Origin of the sequence: Methylobacterium radiodurans (assembly GCF_003173735.1) — a bacterium.
In the GTDB taxonomy this organism is placed as follows: Bacteria; Pseudomonadota; Alphaproteobacteria; order Rhizobiales; family Beijerinckiaceae; genus Methylobacterium; species Methylobacterium radiodurans.
On record NZ_CP029551.1, the window covers coordinates 58,779 to 79,183 of the forward strand.

Consider the following 20,405-nt stretch of genomic DNA (forward strand, 5'->3'; position numbering starts at 1 on the left):
GCTTGACCGAGGCCGGCCGAACCCGTAGAGCCATCGGCGCCGGAGACGTGGCCGAGAGGCTGAAGGCACTCGTTTGCTAAATGAGCATACCCCTAAAAAGGGTATCGAGGGTTCGAATCCCTCCGTCTCCGCCATCTACACCCAGCCCGAAAAACGTTTTTTGTCACAACGGGTTGGCGTGCGCTAAAATTCGATTTGTCCCCGATTTGTCCCCGCAGAGCGCTCTTGTGGAAAAAGCCTGGGCGCGAGGGCAGATTGCCTTTGCCGACGCGCTTGGCGAAGAATTGGGACGCTGCTTCTAGCGGAGCGTCGGCGACTCACCCGGCTTCAGATGGCGGTCCTCGCCATCGGAGCCACCGAGCGAGACGTGGCTGTTCAGCCGGTTCAGGTGCTCGAAGACGTGCTCGAACGCCTCGGTGACGGCCTGCTCGAAGGACCCATCACCCTTGCCCTGGGCGGTCTTGAGGGCGCTGAGCAGCGCCTGATGCTTTTCGGTATCGCTCGACATGGCGGTCTCCATCACCGGCTGACTTCGCCGGCTCGTCGAGCCAAGCGCGACCAGCAACTCCAGTTCCTGAATGGGTAACGGAGAGCGCGAACCGCTACGCAAATCCGCAGGAGGGCCCTCTGCAAAGTTGGCAACCGGCTCTTCGGGTGCGTCCCTTCAAACGGACTACGTGTTCGCAGGGATTTTCTTCCCGCCTTCGGGAGACGTGACAACGAGCGTGTCCCATGGGGCTGGCGACGGGAACACCTCGTCGAGAAATGCCAGGAACGCCCTTACGTTCGGATTGCCCCGCCGGCTTTCCGGCCAGAGCGCCGTGACGACCGACCGCTCGACCGCGAAGTCCTGCAGGATTGGCACGAGCGCGCCCCGTTCGACATAGGGTGCCGCGATGTAGGTCGGCGAGATGCCGATGCCCCCGCCCGCCGCCAGGATTTCGGCCACGGCGTCGCTGAAGTCCGTGACGATGCCGGCGTCAGGCGTGATCTCGACGACGCGTCCCCCGATCCTGAACGGCCAGCGCAGGACCTGGCCCGTGCTCTGGAAGCGGAAGTTCACGCAGTCGTGGCCGACGAGCTCGTCCGGGTGGGCCGGTGTGCCGCGGCGCGCCAGGTAGCCGGGTGAGGCGAAGGCGCAGAGCCGGTGCGGCGCAAGGCGTCGCGAGATCAGGCGCGAATCCGAGAGCTCCCCCACCCGGATGGCGACGTCGATGCCCTCCTCGATCAGGTCGGCGAAGCGGTCACCGAGACGGAGGTCGACCGACAGCTTCGGGTAGCGTTCGCGGAACCGCGGAAGCGCCGGGGCGAGCAGGTGGGTGCCGACCGGGAACGGCGCCGTCACCTTCAGGGTGCCGGCCGGCTCGGAGCGAGCCGCGACGGCGGCCTGCTCGATCTCCTCGGCCTCGCGCAGTAGCCGGAGCGCCCGCTCGTGCAGGTCGCGGCCCTCGGGCGTCAGCGTCAGTGAGCGGGTCGTCCGCGTGAACAGGCTCAAGCCGAGCCGCTCCTCCAACCGCTGCACACTCTTGCTTACCGCCGAGGGCGAGATGCCGAGCGAACGGGCAGCGGCGGTGTAGCTGCCGAGAGAGGCCGAGCGCGCGAAGGCGATGATGCCGGTGAGGCGGTCGAGGCCAATCTGTTCCATGACGGCATGATTGAAGCGAAGATCAGCCCGATTATCAAGCCGAGGATGTCGGGCCATTCTCCTTCCCACAGGCGCCGCATCGGCACCGCCGGGAAGGACCAGCGTCATGACCAGCACCCTCAGGAACCGCACCGTCGTCGTCTTCGGCGGCACCTCGGGCATCGGCCTCGCCGCCGCACGGCAGGCCAAGGATGCAGGCGCCCAGGTCATCGTGGTCGGCTTCAACGCCGCGGGCGCCGAGCGCGTCGCCGCGGAGAACGGGTTCGCCGGCTGGCGCGCCGCCGACGTGACCCGCCCCGAGACGGTCGCGGCGGCGCTGGCCGACATCCCGCAGGTCGACCACCTCGTGCTGCTCGCCGGCACGTTCGTGGCCGGCAAGATCCTGGAGGCCGAGGTCGACTACCTGAAGCGGGCCTTCGACGAGCGGATCTGGGCCGCGGTCCACGCCCTGCGCGCCCTCGGCGAGCGGCTGGCGCGGGACGGGTCGGTGACACTCATCTCCGGCGCGCTGGCCGACCGCCCGAGCGCCCAGGGCACCGCGGTGCTGGCCGCCGCCTCGGCCGCGATGGAGGCGCTCGCCCGCGGCCTCGCGCTGGAGCTGGCGCCGGTGCGGGTCAACACCCTCTCGCCCGGGACGACCGATACCCCGCTGCTCGCCCGCACGCTCGGCGCCCATCGCGACGCCTACGTCGCCGCGCTCACCGAGAAGCTTCCGCAACGGCGCCTCGGCACCGCCGAGGAGGCGGGCGCCGCGGTCGTCTTCCTGATGAGCAACGGCTTCATGAACGGCGAGACCCTGCACGTCGACGGCGGAGCCCGCCTCGTCTGACCGACCCTCGCCGTCTGGGCGAACTTTCAAGGAGATATCCCATGACACATCCCCTCGCCGGCAAGGTCGCCCTCGTCACGGGCGGGTCCCGGGGCATCGGCGCGGCCATCGTGCGGCGCCTTAGCCGGAACGGCGCCGCCGTCGCCTTCACCTACGCGAACTCGCCGGATCGCGCCGAGGCCCTCGCGGCTGAGCTCGCCGCGTCCGGCGCCCACGTGGCCGCCCTGAGGGCCGACAGCGCCGACCCGGACGCAGTCCGCGGGGCGGTGCAGGCCACCGTCGAGCGGTTCGGGCGCCTAGATATCCTTGTCAACAACGCCGGCATCCTGGTGCCCGGCACGGTCGAGGACGTCACGCTCGCGGACTTCGACCGGCAGGTCGCGGTCAACGTCCGGGCGCCTTTCGTCGCCGCGCAGGAGGCCGCCCGCCACATGCGGGAGGGTGGGCGGATCATCTCGGTCGGCAGCGTCGGGGCGGACCGCAGCGGCTTCCCGGGGACCACGGTCTACAGCATGACCAAGGCGGCGGTGGCTTCGCTGACCCGCGGGCTCGCGCGCGACCTCGGGCCCCGGGGCATCACGGTCAACACGATCCAGCCGGGCCCGGTCGTGAGCGAGATGTCTGCCGGGATGGAGGCGATGCTCACCCCGCTGATCGCGCTCGGGCGCATGGGGCAGGACACCGAGATCGCGGCGCTCGCGGCCTTCCTCAGCGGCCCGGAAGCCGGCTTCATCACGGGTGCGGCCCTGACCGCGGACGGCGGCTACCTTGCCTGAATTAACCAAGGTCCCGGCCGGCACCCTCCGGCCCGGCTGCATCCAGATGTGAAGGAGAACACCAATGCCCGACACCGAGACCTCAACCGCGGCGGAGCCAGACTACGACCGGCTCCTGCGTGCCAACCTGGATCGCGTCTTCAACGAGCGGGACGCCGGCAAGCGCGCCGCGGCCCTGGACGAGCTCTTCGTGGACGAGCCCGTCATGTACGAGCCTAACGATGTCGTGCGGGGGCGCGCTGCCATCGCCGACGTCGCCGGCAAGTTGCTGGAGCAGTTCGGGCCGACCTTCCGGTTCAGCCCGGCCGGCGTGGCCGTGGGGCACCACGGTCTTGGCACGCTGCGGTGGGAGGCCGGCCCCGATGGTGGGCCGGTTGCCGTTACCGGGACAGACGTCGCTGAGATGGTCGGCGGAAGGATCGCGCGCCTTTGGGTACTGCTCAACCCGCCGTCGACCTGAGGCGCCGGCCGCGTCAAGGCCCTAGTTCGAGCGGGTTCGGGCAGGTCAGCGACTATGTCGCTCACCGAGCCACCACGTTCCCGCTGAACATACCGCCCCGGAACACCGGCGCGGCCGGATCGGTCGCGAACAGCACGAGGTCGGCTTCGGATCGGGCCTCCGCGCTCCCGCCATCCTCCGTCAGGTAGGCCGTCTCGCCCGCCCGCAGCGCCAAGCCGCAAACCGCGACTTCGCCGCCGAAGACGTGGAGCAGGCGAACCGCTCCGGTCGCCGGGAGCGGAGGCAGGGACAAGGCGGCTCCGGCCGGAACACGCGCGTCGGCGACCCATGCCTGTGCGCGAACCTCCAGCGGCGCGCCCTCAGGTGCCGCGAGGAGGCGCCAAGCGCCGCGGCTGACCGCCTCCCCGAATTCGTGGAACTGCACCCGGGGTTCGAGATCCGCAGCGCGCGGCCGCAGGAAAATCTGCAATGCCTCGACCGGGTCCGGGTCGAGCATCCGCTCCTCGTGCTGGAAGGTGTGGCCGGCGTTCATCATCATGAGCCGCGTGGCCGTGATCTCCTCCGCGTTTCCGACCGTGTCCCGGTGCAGCATTCGGCCGGCCCGGACATAGGTCAGGATCTCGTCGTCGCGGTGCGGGTGCATCCCGATGACGTGCCCGGGCGCCACCGTGGCGCGGTCGATCCTCCCGATGGCCCCCAGACCGCTGTCGCCGCCGCCGAGGCTCAGCCCGGGACGGATGATCTCCACGGCGAAGCCGCGGGCCGGGTCGCCCATTCGGTCGCCGCGTCTAAGCTTCGTCGCATCCATGGCCATCATCCTTTGTCGGTGGGCACCTTCGCCACGGAACGTAGCGTCGTCGCGACCGGGACGGTATCGTCCGATCTGGGCAAGCTCCGTCCCGGGAAACGGAACGCGCATGGACATCAACGACCTGAAGACCTTCGTGGAGGTCGCCGACGCGGGCGGGGTCTCGGCCGCCTCCCGCCGCCTCAACATGGCGAAGTCCATCGTCAGCCGGCGGCTGCTGCGGCTGGAGGCCGAGCTCGGTACCCAGCTCCTCGCCCGCACCACCCGGGGCGCAGCCCTGACCGAGATGGGCACGACGTTCCGCGAGTACGCCGCACGGATCTGCGCGGAGGTGGACGCCGCCCTGGAGGCGGTCTCTCCCAGCGGCGCGCTCCGCGGCCTCCTGCGGGTCGCCGTGCCCTCCACGTTCGGCCCGACGCACTTCGCGCCGGCCATCGCGGAGCTCACCCGCCGCCATCCTGAACTGCAAATCAACTGCCGCTACAGCGACCGCTACGTCGACCTCGTCACGGAAGGCTTCGACTGCGGCATCCGGGTCGGCTACCTGGCGGATTCGAACCTCGTCGCACGCCGCATTGGGTCCTTTTCGGTTCGGCTATTCGCAAGCCCCGACTACGTCGCCGCGCACGGCGCGCCCGAGACGCCGGAGGATGTGCCCGGACACCCGGCCGTGATGATCGGCACGGAGACGTGGACGTTCAGCGCCGGTGGCAAGTCGTTCCCGGTCCGTCCGACGGGCCGCTTCCGGGCCGACAGCGCGGTGGCCATCGCGGAGGCCACGGCCGCGGGCGCGGGCGTCGCTGCGCTGCCCGACGTCATCGCGGAGCCCTACGTGGCGGCCGGCACCCTGGTGCCGGTCATGCCGGGATACGCCCTGCCCGCCATCGGCATGTTCGTCGTGCGCCCGCCCGGGCAGCACCCGTCGCGCAAGGTGCAGGCCCTGACGGACCTGCTGATCGAACGCTTCAGTCGTTAGGCCGCTTCGCCGTTGCCGAGGGATGCAGCCCTAAGGGGATAGCCATCCTGCCTGCGTCCCGCATCCAGGGACGCAGTGTGCTTGCAATGGCGGCTAGTGGAGCCGGATACGGGACGGCATCTTCGTGGTGTCAGGCGGCTCCGGAGCGGACCCGCCCCACCCGAAGGAGAATGTCATGTCCTACGAGAGATTGACCGCCGAGAACGCCGCCGTCCTGTTCGTCGACCACCAAACCGGGCTCGCCAACGGCGTGCAGACCCAGTCGCCCGCGGACTTCCTGAACAACGTCAAGGCGCTTGTCACCATCGCGCAGGTCTACGACCTGCCGGCCGTGATCACGACCAGTGCCTCGGACGGCCCGAACGGACCGATCATGCCGGTCGTGGCCCACGGCCTGCCGAACGCCGCCGTGGTACACCGGCCGGGCGAGATCAACGCCTTCGACAACGCCGACTTCGCCGCTGCCGTGAAGGCCACCGGCCGCAAGAAGCTCCTGATCGCAGGGATCTCGACGGACGTGTGCGTCGCCTTCGCGGCCCTGTCGGCGAAGGAGGCGGGCTACGACGTCTACGCGGTCGTCGACGCCTCCGGCACCTGGAGCAAGCTCGTCGAGGACGCGGCCATCACCCGCATGGTCCAGGCCGGCATCGTGCCGATCAACTGGGTCGCGGTCGGCGCCGAGCTTCTGGCGCATTGGCAGTCCGCCACCGGCGAGGCGCACGCCAAGCTGATGGGCGACCACCTGCCCTTCGCCGGCAACAACTACGCCGGGTTCCTGGCCGCCAAGGGGCAGGCGTAACGGCTTGGAGGGGGCCGGACACCGACCGCACGGCGACGACCGGCTCCCCTCGCGTTGGATTGTTCCGCTCGCGACAACAATGAACTGCCAAGGGCAAGCATTCTCGCCGCGCGCCCACCGGGGCACCTTGTCCCTGCGGTTCGGGGCTTTGCCCGGTCCGAAAGCAAGGGAACGCGGTCATGAAGCTCTACCACCACCCCCTCTCGGGCCACGCGCACCGGGCCCGCCTGTTCCTCTCGTTGCTCGGCGTGCCCCACGAGGCTGTCGAGGTCGACCTGAAGGCTAGCGCCCACAAGCGGCCCGAGTTCCTCGCCCTAAATCCGTTTGGGCAGGTGCCGGTGCTCGACGACGACGGGACGGTCATCTCGGACTCGAACGCCATCCTCGTCTACGTGGCGCGCAAGCTCGGGCGCACGGACTGGCTGCCGGAGGACGCTGAGGGCGAGGCCGCCGTGCAGCGCTGGCTGTCGGTGGCGGCCGGCGAGCTCGCCTACGGCCCGGCGGCCGCGCGTCTCGTCACCGTGTTCGGCGCCAAGTTCAACCCGGAGGAGGTGATCGGCCGGGCGCACACGCTGCTCGGTCGCCTGGAGGCCCATCTCACCGGGCGTGATTGGCTGGTCGGCGAGCGCCCCACCATCGCGGACGTCGCGCTCTACAGCTACCTGGCGCGCGCGCCCGAGGGCAACGTCGACCTCTCCGGCTATCCCATCGTCAACGGGTACCTGCGCCGGATCGAGGCCCTGCCGGGCTTCCTCCCTTTCGTCCAGACCCCGGCAGGCCTCACCGCCGCCGCGTGACCTCGCGGGTCGGGGCGCACCTCTGGGTGCGCCCCGACCGGAATGGATGGGAGAGCAACATGAGCGACGGTACGACGATGACGAAGTCCTCGCCCTGGCATCCGGGCGAGAGGGCCATCCAGCAGCAGGTCGGCGTGGCCGAGCGGATGGAGGAGGTAGGCCGGCGCGTGGTGCGGGACTTCATGCCCGACCAGCACCGCGCCTTCTACGAGCAGATCCCCTTCATCGTGGCCGGCACCGTCGACCCGCAGGGCGACGCCTGGGCGACCCTGATCGCGGGTGCCCCCGGCTTCATCGGCTCCCCCGACCCGACGACCCTCGACATCGCGGTGCGGCCGGATCCGAGCGACCCGGCAAGCCAGGGCCTGCGCGACGGCGACGCCATCGGGCTCCTCGGGATCGAGTTGCACACGCGCCGACGCAACCGCGTCAACGGCCTGATCCGTTCGATGGCGGACGGCGTCATAGGCTTCGCCGTCGACCAGAGTTTCGGCAACTGCCCGCAGTACATCCAGCTGCGCGACGTCGCCTTCGTCCGCGACCCGAGTGAGCCTTTCGCGGGCACCGTCGAGGAGAGCACCGCGCTCGACGCGGAAGCGCGCGCCACGATAGAGACCGCCGACACCTTCTTCGTCGCCTCCTACGCCGAGCGCGACGGCCGACGCCAGGTCGACGTCTCACACCGCGGCGGCAAGGCCGGCTTCGTCCGGGTCGCCGAGGACGGCGCGCTCACGGTCCCCGACTTCGCAGGCAACCTCTTCTTCGCGACACTGGGCAACATCCTCCTGAACGGCAAGGCCGGCCTCGTCTTCGCCGACTTTGAAACCGGCGACCTGCTGCAGATGACCGGCGACGCCGAGGTCGTCCTGTCCTCGCCGGAGATCGCGGCCTTCCAGGGCGCCGAGCGGCTCTGGACGTTCCGGCCCCGCCGGGTCGTGCGACGGCGGGGCGCGCTGCCCCTGCGCTGGACCTTCCGGGCGGACGGCTGGTCGCCGAATTCCCTGATGACCGGCGACTGGCGCGAGGCCGCCGACCGGCTCCGGGCCGCAGACCTCGCGACGCAGTGGCGCCCGTTCACGGTCACGAAGATCGTCGACGAGAGCCGCGCGATCCGCTCCTTCCACCTCCAGCCTGCGGACGGGTCCGGGCTGATCCCGCACCAGGCGGGGCAGCACCTGCCCATCCGCGTGCAGCTCCCCGGCGCGGACAAGCCGGTCATCCGCACCTACACGCTCTCGGTCGCGCCCTCGGATGCCGTCTACCGGATCAGCGTCAAGCGCGACGGCGCGGTGTCCCGGCACCTCCACGACACGCTGAGGTTCGGCGACGTGGTCGAGGCGCGCGCGCCGGCCGGCGGCTTCACCATCGACGCCCGGGCCAAGCGGCCCGCCGTGCTGCTCGCCGGCGGCATCGGCATCACCCCGCTCCTCGCGATGCTGCGCCACGTCGTCTACGAGGGCCTGCGCACCCGCGGCATCCGGCCGACCACCCTGATCCAGGCGGCCCGCTCCAAGGACGAGCGTCCCTTCGATAGGGAGGTGGCGGAGCTCGCCGCCGCGGCCCAGAGCGCGGTGAAGGTCGTGCGGGTGCTGAGCGCGCCCGGGGATGCCGTGGAAGGCGTCGACTATGACGTCGCCGGCCGGATCGACATGGCGCTGCTCGCCCGCGTGCTGCCGTTCGGCGACTACGACTTCTACCTCTGCGGCCCGACCGCCTTCACGCAGGCGCTCTACGACGGGCTGCGGGGTCTTAACATCGCCGACAACCGCATCCACGCCGAGACCTTCGGCCCCTCGTCGCTGGTCAGGAGCGTTCCGGCGGACGCCGAGGCGACCAAGCTGCCGCCCACATCGACGGAGCCGGTCCCGGTCGCCTTCCTGAATTCGTCGAAGGAGGTACGCTGGACACCGGGTTCGGGGTCGCTGCTGGAACTTGCCGAGGCCCGCGGCCTCAGCCCGGAGTTCAGCTGCCGGACCGGGACCTGCGGCACCTGCAAAACCAAGCTCCTGAAAGGTGCCGTCACCTACGCAAAGGCGCCCACCGCGCCCCACGCCGACGACGAGGTGCTGATCTGCTCGGCCACCCCGGCCGCGGGTAGCGGGCCCGTCCATCTCGCCCTCTGACCGGCGGCGATGGCGCAGGGGCCCCTCCCGCCGACCCGCCGACCGCCCTCTCGACACGCATCCACCCCGAGAACCCCGAGGAGAAATCGATGTCCCGTCCCCCGCTGCCGCCTTTCACCGAAGAGAGCGCCATCGAGAAGGTCCGCCTCGCCGAGGACGGCTGGAACAGCCGCGATCCGGCCAAGGTCGCCCTGGCCTACACGACCGACACGCGTTGGCGGAACCGGGCCGAGTTCGTCACCAGCCGCGACGAGGCCCAGGCCTTCCTCACCCGCAAGTGGAACCGCGAGCTGGACTACCGCCTGATCAAGGAGCTCTGGGCCTTCACCGGCAACCGCATCGCGGTTCGCTACGCCTACGAGTACCGCGACGACAGCGGCCAATGGTTCCGGGCCTACGGCAACGAGAACTGGGAGTTCGCCGAGGACGGGTTGATGCGGGCGCGCCACGCCAGCATCAACGAGCACCCGATCCGGGAGGAGGACCGTAAGTTCCGCTGGCCGCTCGGACGCCGTCCCGACAACCACCCGGGTCTCAGCCAGTTCGGCTTCTGAAGCGCCTCTCCAAGACTAGGAGCCCGACCATGTCGTCCTTCACCCTGGATGGGCGGGCACGCCTGTCCATCGCGCTCGCCTTGGTCGACGGGAACCGTGACGTGCCCGTCTCCGCGGACCGGGAAGCCGAGGCCCGCAGGCTGGGGCTGTGCGGCGCCGAGATCGACGCCGCTCGGCAGGGGCGCAGCTTCGACGCGCGGACGTCGCGCGCCCTGGCGCTAGCCCTCGCGGCCGCCGCGCATGACGGCGACCGTCTCGCCGACGAGCGCGAGCGTGCCGCCAGGTCGGGCATATCTGCGGAGGTCTGCCGCGAGATCGAGCGCCTCGCCGAGAGCTTCGCCGCATTGCCCGCCGGCTAGGGGCGCGGGCGTCGCGCGCGGTTTACCATCCGGTCACGGCACCGCGGCGCGCTGACGCGAACGTCTGTATTCGTCACGGCCACGATGGTCGGGCCGCCCGGGACGGGGGGAGCAGGGACATGGACCGCTGGCAGGCCATGCGCATCTTCGCCAAGGTCGCGGAGACCGCGAGCTTCGCCGAGACGGCGCGCCTGATGCACATGAGCCCGCCGGCCGTGACACGGGCCGTCGCCGCGCTTGAGGAGACCATCGGCGCCCGCCTGTTCGTGCGCACCACGCGCTCGGTGAAGCTCACCGAGGCCGGAGGGCGCTACTACGAGGATTGCCGGCGCATCCTGGCCGACATCGTTGAGGCCGAGGCCGCCGCGGCAGGCTCCTACACGACGCCGTCCGGTACGCTCGCCGTGACCGGATCGGTCCTGTTCGGCCACATGCACGTGCTGCCCATCGTGACCGACTACCTCGACGCCTACCCGACCATGTCCGCGCGGACGCTGTTCGTCGACCGGCCGGTCAACATCGTCGAGGAGGGCATCGACGTCGCCGTCCGCATCGGCCACCTGCCCGATTCCGGCTTCACGGCCGCCAGGGTCGGCTCGGTGCGCCGCGTCGTCTGCGGCGCGCCGGCCTATTTCGAGCGGCACGGCGTCCCGCAGACACCGCAGGACCTGAGGGACCATCGCCTCGCGATGTCGACGGGCGCCTGGGCGTCGACGGAGTGGCGCTTCGGGCAGGACCAGCGCGTGACGGTCCATCCCGCCCTTGTGAGCAACACCAATGAGGCCGGCATCGCCGCGGCCATGGCGGGCTGGGGCCTCACGCGGGTGCTTCACTACCAGATCGGCTCCGCCTTGCTGGAAGGGAAGCTGCAGGTCGTGCTCGCCGATTACGAGGAGTCGCCGCTGCCCATCCACGTGCTGTACCCCGAGGGGCGCCAAGCGCCGGCGAAGGTCAGGACCTTCGTCGATATGGCGGTTGCGGCGCTCCGCGGAAACCGCCTCCTCAACTGAAGCTCCGCGCCGAAGCCTCAGATGATCCCCGCCCGATGGGGTTATCGGTCGCCGAAGTCGGTCGATAGGCTGAGGTCGCGCCAAGCGCGCAGCTCGGCCAGCCGGGCCTCGTCGCCTGCCTCAGCTCGCGCGTAGGCGTCGCTACCCAGAACCAAGCGCAACGGCGGAGTTTTCGCCGAGACGACCGCCATCATCGCCCGGGCGGCGCGCTCCGGGTCCCCGGGCTGCTTGCCGTCGTAGGACCGCTGCATGGCGGCGACCTTGCCGACCGTCTCGGCGTAGGCCGGGTTGCCCTCAGCGACCCGCGTCGACGAGCCCGCGAAGTCGGTGCGGAAGCCGCCGGGCTCCACGATGGTAACGTGCACGCCGAAGGGCTTCATCTCGATAGCCAGGACCTCGGAGAACCCCTCCACGCCGAACTTCGCGGCCGAGTACGGGCCGCGACCAGTTGCGCCGGTTCGCCCACCGATGGAGGAAACCTGCAGGAAATGCCCGCGGCGTTGCCTCCGGAGTAGCGGGATGGCCGCCTTGGTCACGTGGACGACCCCGAACAGGTTCGCCTCGACCTGCGCCCGGAACGAGGCGAGGTCGGTGTCCTCGATGGGCGCGAGGTCGCCGTAGCCGGCATTGTTGACGACCACGTCGATCCGACCGAACCGCTCCGCCGCGGCTTCGACCGTCCGGCGCGCCGCCGCGTCGTCAGTGACGTCGAGGGGCAGCGCCAGCACGCGCTCGCCGCCGGCCTCGACGAGGTCTGCGAGCGCGACAGGGTCGCGCGCCGTCGCGCAGAGCCGCTCCCCCGCCGCGACGACGGCCAGGGCCAAGGCCCGGCCGAGCCCCCGAGACGAGCCCGTGACGAACCACGTCCTATCCATCTTCACCACCGCTTCTTCATGCTTCGACAAGGCCGAGATCGGTGGCCGAGCGCTCGTCCTCAAGCATCGCGTCGCGAACCTCTCCATTACCAAGAGAGGAATAAAGGCTGGGACCGCCGTCCATTATCATCCTGATCGAGAAGTGGTGAGCGCAGCGCCCGCCTAACGACATCCCGGCTTCGCAGGACGTAATCATGAACACACTATCTCTCGTCGGCGGCCCACACCTCCACCTCGCGCAGCGCCTCAGGGACATCGCCGCGAACACGCCGGCCGCCTACTTCGGCATCGTGCTGGGGCTGGCCGGCCTCGGCGGCGCCTGGCGCGCGGCCTCGCTCGCCTGGCACCTGCCCGCATTCGTCGGGGAGGCGGTCTACACACTCGCCGGCGCGGTCTGGGCCGTGCTCGTCGTCCTCTATGCCCTCAAGGCTATTCTCGCTCCCGACAAGCTGGCCGCCGAGGTCGCCCATCCGGTCCAGTGCTGCTTCATCGGTCTCGCCGGCGTGGCGACCATGCTCGTGGCGGGCGGGTTCGTCACTTACTCGCCCGGAGCGGCCACCGTCCTGTTCGGCCTCGGCTTCCTGTTCACGCTCGGCTTCGCGGTCTGGCGGACGGGCGGTCTCTGGCAAGGCGGCCGGGACCACGGCACCACGACTGCGGTGCTGTACCTGCCGACCGTGGCCGGCAGCTTCGTCACGGCGACGGTGGGCGCTGCCATCGGTCTCGCCGATTGGGATCAGCTCGCGTTCGGGGCCGGCCTGTTCTCCTGGCTCGCGATGGAATCGGTGCTGCTCCATCGCCTGCTGACCGGGACCGAGAAGCCTGCCGCCCTGCGGCCGACCCTGGGCATCCAGTTGGCGCCCGCGCCGGTCGGGGCGGTGGCCTACCTCTCGGTCGGCGGCGGGGCGCCGGACGTCTTCGCGCACGCCTTGATCGGCTACGGCCTGCTCCAGGTCCTGGTCCTGGCCCGGCTGGCTCCCTGGATCGCAAAGGCCGGTCTCGTGCCCGGATTGTGGGCCTTCAGCTTCGGGGCGACGGCCATGGCCACGGCGCCAGTTCGCCTGGTCGCTCACGGCGACACCGGTGCGGTCGCCCTCCTCGCCCCTGTGCTGTTCATCGCCGCGAACGGTCTGATCCTCGGCCTCGCGGCGATGACCATCACGCTCCTGGCGCGCGGAATGATGTTCCCGTCGCCGGCCGGCCAGGCGCGAGCGTGAGCGCCCAGCCTGCCGACTACGACCACTCAACGACCGGAGATCCTGGCACGAAAGCGACCTGCCGCCCGTTAGCGGCACGGTCCCGACCGACGTCAGGTTTTCGGCACTTCCATGCCCTTCTTCACAGCTGGGCGCTCGCCGACCCGCTCCAGCCAAGCGTGCACGTTCGGGACTGAGCCAAGCGTGTCCTTGAGCGGCTCCTTCAGGAAGGACGTCGCCGCCAGGGTCCAGGCGTAGCAGGCTATGTCCGCGATGGAGTAGTCCGCACCCGCCAGGTAGGGGCCCTCGCCGAGGCGCTTGTTCATCACGCGCAGCAGCCGGTCGGCCTCGTCAGTGAACCGCTTGATGGCCAGGGGCGCCTTCTCGTCGGAGCGCACCGCGAAGAAGCCGAGCTGCCCCAGCATCGGCCCGAGGCCGCCGATCTGCCAGTGCAGCCACTCCAGGGCCTTGTAGCGGGCCGGACCGGACGGGGCGAGGAAGCGCCCCGTCTTCTCGGCGAGATAAGTGAGGATCGCGCCGCTCTCGAAGACGGACAACGGGCCGCCCTCCGCCTCGTCGTCGACGATGGCCGGGATCTTGTTGTTGGGCGAGACCTTCAGGAAGTTGGGGGCGAACTGCTCGTTGTTGCCGATGTTCACCGGCACCACCGTGTAGGGCAGCCCGCACTCCTCCAGCATGATCGGGATCTTACGACCGTTCGGGGTCGACCAGGTGTAGAGCGTGATCATGGCGGCTTCTCTCCATCCGGATGGCGTCGGCGTCTTCCCGGCCCATGAACTAGGGCGTCGTAAGCGAACGCCGCCATCCTGCACCCAGTCTGGGCGGAGGGCGGAGCCGCCGGCCCGGCCAGTCATTAGGCTGGGTGTGGATCCGTGGGGTTTGGGGTTGCAGCCGCACCATGGACACGACACGGTCGCCATGCCTCGGGAGAGACTTCCATGAAACACGCGAGCCAGAACCCGACCGTCTGACAGCCGGAGTGCCGCCGCTTGCCGAGCCTCCGCTTCCCGCGAGGCTCACATGTCACGCCAACTCTTTGTCTCGGATACACATTTCGGGCATGCCGGCATCCTCTCGCCAAGGATGCAAGCTCCTCGTCCGTTCGCCTCCATCGAGGAGCACGACGAGGCGCTGGTCGCGAACTGGAACACCGCCGTTCGGCCGGAGGACACCGTCTGGCATCTCGGCGACTTCTGCTACCGCTGCCCCGAGGAACGCGCCCTCGCGATCTTCCGCCGCCTCAACGGGCGGAAGCTCCTGGTGCGAGGCAACCACGACAAGGTCGGCGCCCGCCTTCCGTGGGACGCGCCAGTCGTCGACGTCGCCCGGACCGTGGTACCCGATCCGGTGACTGGCGCCCCGGTCGGCATCTTCATGTTCCACTACGCCTGCAGGGTCTGGCCTCGCATGCACCGCGGCGACATCCACCTCTACGGGCACTCCCACGGCACACTGCCGGGCACCGCAGCCAGCACCGACGTCGGCGTCGACTGCTTCGGCTTCCGGCCAGCCACGTTCGACCAGATCCGGGTCCGCCTGGCCGAGAATACCGCCGGTTGACCGGCGCTTCGCGGGTGCCAGCCGGACCCCTCAAAACGGGTAGCGGATGCCGGTACCCGTTACCTATTGCCCTCGGAGTCGCTCAATCCGTCCTCATGGGCCTGGAGGCATACCCGGCGAACTCTTCGACATCCTTGGCGGCCTTGCGGACGTTGTCGGGCGTCCAGGTCGTCCCGCCCCCGAAGGTCGGCACCTCCCGCTCATTCAGGAGACCCGCCACCGCCTTCCAACGCCCGCGGCCCTCGGGCACCTCGGCCAGCGCAGCTGCGAGCGCCGCCGGAACCTCCCGCCGCCTGCGGTCCCGCTCCTCGGCGTCGCGGACCCGCCAAAGCGAGAAGTGCTCCGCCGGGTCGAAGGGCCGTCCGTCGAGCATGATCGCGTCCGCCGGCAAGCCCAGCACCGGCACCCCGGTGCCCCGCAGGGCCGAGAGTGCCTCGCCGAGAAACGGGTGCGGCCGCCAGCCGCCGTTCTTGTGGAAGTCGACGTGCAGGAGCGTCGCGTCCGCCTCCCGGCACAGGCGCCCCGCCCGGGCGACGTCGCCCTCGATGGCAAACGTGCCCCGGTCGGGGCTCACCTCCATCGCCGCGACCTCGTGGACGAGGCTGCCGTTCTCCCACTCGACGAACCGTCGGGCCAGGGCGCGCTGGTAGGCGACCGTCCGGCTCGCCTCGGCGGCCCGCGCCGCATCGTCCGGAAGGTCGAGGAAGCCGGCCCAGCGCACCGGGAAGGTCCAGTAGAACGCGACGAAAGCACCCATCACGCCCTCGACACCGAACCCGGAAAATTCCGACGCGACCCGTCCGGGCGCCCCGCCGGGCCTACCGTGACCCCGTCACAAGCCACACGGGAACGCGTCATGACCAACGACCTCCGCATCGCCGAACTGCCCGCCGGGACCATGGGCGGCATGATCGGCATCACCTTCGCTCCGGGCAAGAAGCAGGCGTCGGGGCTGACGGGCCCCCACGACCGCGACCTCGCGGCGGATCTCGACGCGGTCGCCGCCTGGGGCGCCGCGGCGGTGGTCACCCTGATGCAGGCGGACGAGCTCGACCGCTACCGCATCTCAGCCATCGGCGAGGAGGTCCGGACGCGCTTCATGGAGTGGCACCACCTCCCCATCCGCGACGTCGACGTGCCTGATGCCGCCTTCGAGGCCGGCTGGCCCCGGCATTCGGCCCGGCTGCGCGCCCTGGTCGCCGCGGGCAACCGCGTGCTGGTCCACTGCCGGGGCGGCCTCGGGCGCGCCGGCATGGTCGCCGCCCGCCTGCTCGTCGAGATGGGCGCCGGCCCCGAGGCGGCCATCGCCGCGGTCCGCCGGGCGCGCGATCCGCGTGCCGTCGAGACTCGCGCCCAGGAGGCGTGGGTGCGCCGGGGGCGGCCCCAGGACCTCCCGCGGCCCGACGAGGCCGGAGCCCGGGACCGCGCCGTCGGCGCGATGCTCGGCCTGGCGGTGGGCGACGCCGTCGGCACCACCATCGAGTTCTCCGCCAAGCCCGCCCAAGCCGTGCTCTCCGACATGGTCGGGGGCGGGCCGTTCAGGCTGCAGGCCGGGCAGTGGACGGACGACACCGCGATGGCCCTGGCGCTCGCCGACAGCCTTCTCGCCGCGCCCGACCTCGACCCGAGGCACCTGATGCGCCGGTTCGTCGCCTGGTACAGAGAGGGCATCTTCTCCTGCACCGGACGCTGTTTCGACATCGGGGTCACCACTGCCGCCGCGCTGCGCCGGTTCGAGCGGACCGGGGACGCCTTCGCCGGCTCGACGACCCCGGACACCGCCGGCAACGGCTCGATCATGCGCCTCGCCCCCGTCGCGGTCCGGCACTGGCGGGACTGGGATACCCTGCTGCGGGTCGCCCGCGACCAGTCCCGCACCACCCACGGCGCGCCCGAGGCCGTCGAGGGCTGCGAGATCCTCGCCCACCTCCTGGCGTCGGCCATTCATGGCACCACCCTGCCGGATCTTGTCGCCTCGGCAGCCGCTGGCCGCGTCCGCGGCTTCCGGCTCGGCCAGGCCCGCCGCGAGGTGCGAGGCACCGGCTACGTGGTGGCCTCCCTGCACGCGGCTCTCTGGGCGGTGTCGCGCACCTCGACCTTCAGGGACGCCGTGCTGCTCGCAGCCAACCTCGGTGAGGACGCCGACACCACCGCCGCGGTCGCGGGGCAGATCGCGGGCGCGCTGTACGGCGCCTCGGCCATCCCGGACGAGTGGCTCGGCAGGCTGGCTTGGCGCGAGCGGATCGAGTTGCTGGCCGGCTGCCTGTTCGAGGCGGGCGCCGAGCGGCTCGCGGCCTGAGGCAGCCGGCGCTCCGGGCCGTCACGCGTAGCGCATGCCGACATCCGCTACGCGTTACCCTCGGAGTCGCTACGCCGCGACCTCCCGCTCCCCGGGACCCGCGGCGTAGAGGCCGCCGCCGCACCGATGGAAGTACGCCTTCGGTCCGACGCGGTCGGCCATCTTCTTCGAGAACCTGTCGAGGCCGTCCTTCCAGAAGGCGGTGGCCAACGCGACAGTCTCGGCCGGCAGCTTCTTGACTATGTCGCGCGGCTTCATCGGCCCGTGCCGGACCAGCACGTCGCGCACCGCCCTCATCACCGCGTCCCCGTCCGAGGTCGGCGGCTCGTCGTCAACCATCCAGGGTGCCGGATCGCCCGGTGCGGCGCTCCCACGCGCCTCGCATGGCTCGAACAGGCCGTCGCGCTCGACGAGGGAGCCGCCGTCGCCGGTCAGGGCGCGGAGCCTGAAGCGGAGCCAGCCGACGGAGAGCGGCATCTCGACGTCCTTGCCGCGGTTCAGTAGCGCCGCGGGCAAGCCCTGCAGCAGGTCGCCCGCCGGCATCGGGCCGCGCTTGAGCACCAGTGCCAGCACCTCGCGCTCCACGTCCCGCCAGAACGCCTCCTGGGCCCCCGTGGCGACCTTCTCGTCCCTGCTGCGCGCCATCAGCGCCCGCAGGGCGGCGCCCTTCTCCCAGGTGTCGGTTCGGCGCAGCTCCTCGGCCATCTCCTCTGAGGAACGCCCCGCCGCCTCGACGGCGCCCTCCCTGCGCAGCCGCTCGACTTCGGCGGTCAGCGCCGCGACGCGCGATTCCAGCACGTCGACCGTCATGTTGGCCTCGTCTAGAAGCTCCCGGAAACTCGCCCGCTCGATCTCGAAGTTTGCCCGCTCAGAATCCCTGACGCGGCTCTCGGATGCCTGCACCTCGTCGAGTAGCGCCTTGCCGAAGTCGCCTAGGCGCTTCTGCAGCGCGTCAGGCAACTGCATCAGCTCGATCACCGGTTGGTAGTTCCGGGTGGTCTTCCAGTCGTTCACTACCGGTCCGACGTCGCTATACGAGCCCCTGCGTTTGAGCTTATCGCGAACGCGCCGGACGGATACCCGAACCGCCTGCTCGCCTTTAAGGCTGCGCAACTGGTCCGCGACCTGGAAGATCTCCGTTCTGTCCACCATCACGTCCGCCCCGCTGGTTATGGGGCCATCATCGAGCCAGAGCGTGAAGAAGCGGTCACCGCCAAGGGCTTGTGCAGAGGCACCTTGTCCACGGGTCTTCGATTGCACGGCACCACGCTATCGAAGGAGCTGTTGCCAGCCGGCACCGTCTGCGCGACGTTGGCTCCGTGGAACACGAGACCCGTCTTCGATCACGAAGAACCGGAGCACCTAATGGACGTAAAAGATCACCCTGTAATTACTGTCTTAGGCGAGTCTCGTTGCTACATTGTTCCTATTTATCAGAGGCAGTACGCATGGGGGGACAACTTACTCAAGCAATTCTGGGATGATGTGGCTGCCAAGGCCGGCGAGGCGTTGCAAACCGGGAAGCCAAAATTCCAGCACTACATGGGCGCCTTGATCCTAGCACCCGGTACGACCGCCGTCGGCAAGACGCCTACGATGCAGGTCGTGGACGGGCAGCAGCGCCTTACAACGTTCCAACTCTTCATCGCGGCGCTGCGCGTCGCTGCGGAAGGAGCAGGGTTCGCCGACATGGCCGCGACCCTGCAGGGCTACCTCTTCAACGTCCCCAAGGTCGGTGAGAAGGATAAGGACGCAAGGTTCAAGCTCTCCCCCACCCCTGCTGACCGGGAATTGTTCCGTTTCCTGATGACCGAGAATTGGGATAGCGTCAAAGCCAAATACCCCCAGCACTTTTACAAGAAGGGCACGCTCATTTGGGGTCAGGCTCCAAAGCCAATGCGCGCGGTGGCATTGTTTCGCGAACTGATCGACCGCTACGTCCGCTACGGCATTGTCGACACGGATGAGGACGAACAGGAGCGACAGGGTCCGGACGACGTCGACACCCAACAGCAACGCCTGCAGGCCCTCCAGGAGGCCTTGCTGCTGTACCTCAAGCTCGTTGTCATCCAGTTGGGCGAAGATGACGACGCCCAAGTCATTTTCGAGACGCTCAATTCCAAGGCAGAGCCTCTTCTGGCGATGGACTTGGTACGCAACAACATCTTTCATCGCGCCGAGGCACAGGGCGAGTCCGTCCAGGATCTCTTCGACGAAAAATGGTCGGTGTTTGAGGACGAGGCATTCTGGAAGGCGGACGCCCCACGAGCCAAACCCCGCCGTCCCCGCATCGACCATTTCCTCAGCCACGCCCTGACGGCGCAGACCGGCCGAGAGACATCCCTTCGCGAGGTCTATGCCGAGTACCGAGACTTCGCGCGGCCGCGCGGAACCCCGCGCTTCTCGACGGTGGCAGATGAATTGGATGCACTGACACTCTACGCGCCGACATACCGGACATTGGAGCGCCCGGACGGCTCGGCGCTCGGTTGGCTGGGGGAGAAGCTCGCGACCTGGGAGGTCGCAGTGATCTATCCGGCAATCTTCATGGTCGCCGCTGCCGCAATAGACGACGACGAGAAGAGTGCCATCTACAGGTTGATCTACTCTTATATCGTTCGACGCGCGGTATGCGGGCTGACCCCGAAGAATTACAATAAGAATTTCGAGAGATTATCTGCGATCTTTTTGGAGAAAGGGGCGTCGCTGCAATCGTTCAGGCAGTTCTTCGAGGATGCGACTGCTTACACGGTTCGTTTCCCCGATGACGCAGAGTTCACTGCCGCCCTTGGCACTATTCCCATCTACCGCAATATGGGTCGCAAGGAGCGTATCGCGGACATCCTGTGGGAGATCGAGCTTGCCACGAGGACAAAGTTCCAAGCGCAAGGAGGCCGACCACCCGGCCTTTCCATTGAGCACGTCATGCCCCAGGGTTGGCGTACCCATTGGCCTCTGCCGAACGATGAGTTCGCGCCCTCCATTGGTACGGTCGTGACCGAACCTTCGCTTGCGAACGCCATCACTGCTAGGGATGCCCTCATCGATACCTTGGGCAACCTGACGCTCGTCACCCAGCCTCTGAACAGTCACCTCTCCAACGGTCCGTGGAAGGAGAAGCGACCAGACCTTGAGGATGCTCTCCTAGCCCTGAGTTCGGCCATCGTGAAGGTCGAGAAGTGGGACGAGGCGGCAATCCGCGAGCGTGCGCAGTCCCTCGCCGATAAGTCCGTCGTAATCTGGCCCAGCCTCAACAGAACCTAGCCTGAGCGGAAATTCTTCGTCACGGCGCGCAACCTTCGATCAACGATTGCCCTC

21 protein-coding genes and 1 tRNA gene are annotated in these 20,405 nt (G+C 69.3%); 15 read left to right on the forward strand and 7 right to left on the reverse strand.

The window, feature by feature from the left end; all coding sequences use genetic code 11:
* Positions 1 to 41 precede the first annotated feature (41 nt).
* Positions 42 to 134: transfer RNA gene (locus tag DK427_RS00290), tRNA-Ser, on the forward strand.
* A 164-nt stretch (positions 135 to 298) separates the two neighbouring features.
* On the opposite strand, the gene DK427_RS00295 is transcribed toward DK427_RS00290, so the two are convergent.
* Positions 299 to 508: a hypothetical protein gene (locus DK427_RS00295; protein WP_109953898.1), complete on the reverse strand. Its 210-nt coding sequence runs from the start codon at positions 506 to 508 to the stop codon at positions 299 to 301.
* A gap of 165 nt (positions 509 to 673) precedes the next feature.
* Positions 674 to 1,645, reverse strand: coding sequence for a LysR family transcriptional regulator (locus DK427_RS00300; protein WP_109949515.1), 972 nt, complete (start codon positions 1,643 to 1,645; stop codon positions 674 to 676).
* A 106-nt stretch (positions 1,646 to 1,751) separates the two neighbouring features.
* On the opposite strand from DK427_RS00300, the gene DK427_RS00305 reads away from it, so the two are divergent.
* The 3 genes from DK427_RS00305 (at position 1,752) to DK427_RS00315 (ending at position 3,710) form a co-directional block, all read left to right on the forward strand.
* Positions 1,752 to 2,474 (forward strand): SDR family oxidoreductase, encoded by a 723-nt coding sequence (locus tag DK427_RS00305; protein WP_109949516.1) that lies wholly within the window; start codon positions 1,752 to 1,754, stop codon positions 2,472 to 2,474.
* A 41-nt stretch (positions 2,475 to 2,515) separates the two neighbouring features.
* Positions 2,516 to 3,250 carry an SDR family oxidoreductase gene (locus tag DK427_RS00310; RefSeq protein WP_109949517.1) on the forward strand — a complete coding sequence of 245 codons (735 nt, stop codon included), beginning with the start codon at positions 2,516 to 2,518 and terminating at the stop codon, positions 3,248 to 3,250.
* A 64-nt stretch (positions 3,251 to 3,314) separates the two neighbouring features.
* Positions 3,315 to 3,710: a nuclear transport factor 2 family protein gene (locus tag DK427_RS00315; RefSeq protein WP_109949518.1), complete on the forward strand. Its 396-nt coding sequence runs from the start codon at positions 3,315 to 3,317 to the stop codon at positions 3,708 to 3,710.
* A gap of 61 nt (positions 3,711 to 3,771) precedes the next feature.
* On the opposite strand, the gene DK427_RS00320 is transcribed toward DK427_RS00315, so the two are convergent.
* Complete coding sequence (locus DK427_RS00320) at positions 3,772 to 4,518, reverse strand: pirin family protein (protein ID WP_109949519.1); 747 nt, start codon at positions 4,516 to 4,518, stop codon at positions 3,772 to 3,774.
* Between the two features lie 109 nt (positions 4,519 to 4,627).
* Between DK427_RS00320 and DK427_RS00325 the strand changes: the two genes are divergently transcribed.
* The 7 genes from DK427_RS00325 (at position 4,628) to DK427_RS00355 (ending at position 11,136) form a co-directional block, all read left to right on the forward strand.
* Positions 4,628 to 5,494 carry a LysR family transcriptional regulator gene (locus DK427_RS00325; protein WP_109949520.1) on the forward strand — a complete coding sequence of 289 codons (867 nt, stop codon included), beginning with the start codon at positions 4,628 to 4,630 and terminating at the stop codon, positions 5,492 to 5,494.
* Between the two features lie 175 nt (positions 5,495 to 5,669).
* Positions 5,670 to 6,293 (forward strand): isochorismatase family protein, encoded by a 624-nt coding sequence (locus tag DK427_RS00330; protein WP_109949521.1) that lies wholly within the window; start codon positions 5,670 to 5,672, stop codon positions 6,291 to 6,293.
* Between the two features lie 179 nt (positions 6,294 to 6,472).
* The gene (locus DK427_RS00335; RefSeq protein ID WP_109949522.1) at positions 6,473 to 7,090 is read left to right on the forward strand and encodes a glutathione S-transferase family protein; all 618 of its coding nucleotides are present in this window, start codon (positions 6,473 to 6,475) and stop codon (positions 7,088 to 7,090) included.
* A 59-nt stretch (positions 7,091 to 7,149) separates the two neighbouring features.
* A complete protein-coding gene (locus DK427_RS00340; RefSeq protein WP_109949523.1) occupies positions 7,150 to 9,213 on the forward strand; it encodes a 2Fe-2S iron-sulfur cluster-binding protein in 2,064 nt (687 codons plus the stop codon).
* Between the two features lie 89 nt (positions 9,214 to 9,302).
* Complete coding sequence (locus tag DK427_RS00345; RefSeq protein ID WP_109949524.1) at positions 9,303 to 9,767, forward strand: nuclear transport factor 2 family protein; 465 nt, start codon at positions 9,303 to 9,305, stop codon at positions 9,765 to 9,767.
* Between the two features lie 29 nt (positions 9,768 to 9,796).
* The gene (locus DK427_RS00350; protein ID WP_245930729.1) at positions 9,797 to 10,126 is read left to right on the forward strand and encodes a hypothetical protein; all 330 of its coding nucleotides are present in this window, start codon (positions 9,797 to 9,799) and stop codon (positions 10,124 to 10,126) included.
* Positions 10,127 to 10,245: 119 nt separating this feature from the next.
* Positions 10,246 to 11,136: a LysR family transcriptional regulator gene (locus DK427_RS00355; RefSeq protein WP_109949525.1), complete on the forward strand. Its 891-nt coding sequence runs from the start codon at positions 10,246 to 10,248 to the stop codon at positions 11,134 to 11,136.
* Between the two features lie 41 nt (positions 11,137 to 11,177).
* On the opposite strand, the gene DK427_RS00360 is transcribed toward DK427_RS00355, so the two are convergent.
* Positions 11,178 to 12,011 carry an oxidoreductase gene (locus DK427_RS00360; RefSeq protein ID WP_109953900.1) on the reverse strand — a complete coding sequence of 278 codons (834 nt, stop codon included), beginning with the start codon at positions 12,009 to 12,011 and terminating at the stop codon, positions 11,178 to 11,180.
* 194 nt (positions 12,012 to 12,205) lie between these two features.
* Between DK427_RS00360 and tehA the strand changes: the two genes are divergently transcribed.
* Positions 12,206 to 13,228: a dicarboxylate transporter/tellurite-resistance protein TehA gene (gene tehA, locus DK427_RS00370; protein WP_109949527.1), complete on the forward strand. Its 1,023-nt coding sequence runs from the start codon at positions 12,206 to 12,208 to the stop codon at positions 13,226 to 13,228.
* A gap of 92 nt (positions 13,229 to 13,320) precedes the next feature.
* Here the strand turns inward: tehA and DK427_RS00375 are convergent, their stop codons facing one another.
* Positions 13,321 to 13,956: a glutathione S-transferase family protein gene (locus DK427_RS00375; protein ID WP_109949528.1), complete on the reverse strand. Its 636-nt coding sequence runs from the start codon at positions 13,954 to 13,956 to the stop codon at positions 13,321 to 13,323.
* A 292-nt stretch (positions 13,957 to 14,248) separates the two neighbouring features.
* Here DK427_RS00375 and DK427_RS00380 point away from each other — a divergent pair, with 292 nt between their 5' ends.
* A complete protein-coding gene (locus DK427_RS00380) occupies positions 14,249 to 14,788 on the forward strand; it encodes a metallophosphoesterase (RefSeq protein ID WP_109949529.1) in 540 nt (179 codons plus the stop codon).
* A gap of 82 nt (positions 14,789 to 14,870) precedes the next feature.
* Here DK427_RS00380 and DK427_RS00385 read toward each other — a convergent pair whose 3' ends face one another.
* Positions 14,871 to 15,545, reverse strand: coding sequence for a hypothetical protein (locus tag DK427_RS00385; protein ID WP_109949530.1), 675 nt, complete (start codon positions 15,543 to 15,545; stop codon positions 14,871 to 14,873).
* Between the two features lie 99 nt (positions 15,546 to 15,644).
* On the opposite strand from DK427_RS00385, the gene DK427_RS00390 reads away from it, so the two are divergent.
* Complete coding sequence (locus tag DK427_RS00390) at positions 15,645 to 17,087, forward strand: ADP-ribosylglycohydrolase family protein (RefSeq protein WP_109949531.1); 1,443 nt, start codon at positions 15,645 to 15,647, stop codon at positions 17,085 to 17,087.
* A 69-nt stretch (positions 17,088 to 17,156) separates the two neighbouring features.
* Here the strand turns inward: DK427_RS00390 and DK427_RS00395 are convergent, their stop codons facing one another.
* On the reverse strand, positions 17,157 to 18,239 hold the full coding sequence (locus tag DK427_RS00395) for a DNA-binding protein (RefSeq protein WP_109949532.1): 1,083 nt from the start codon (positions 18,237 to 18,239) through the stop codon (positions 17,157 to 17,159).
* Positions 18,240 to 18,452: 213 nt separating this feature from the next.
* Between DK427_RS00395 and DK427_RS00400 the strand changes: the two genes are divergently transcribed.
* Positions 18,453 to 20,351: a DUF262 domain-containing protein gene (locus tag DK427_RS00400; RefSeq protein WP_109949533.1), complete on the forward strand. Its 1,899-nt coding sequence runs from the start codon at positions 18,453 to 18,455 to the stop codon at positions 20,349 to 20,351.
* The last annotated feature ends 54 nt before the right edge of the window (positions 20,352 to 20,405 follow it).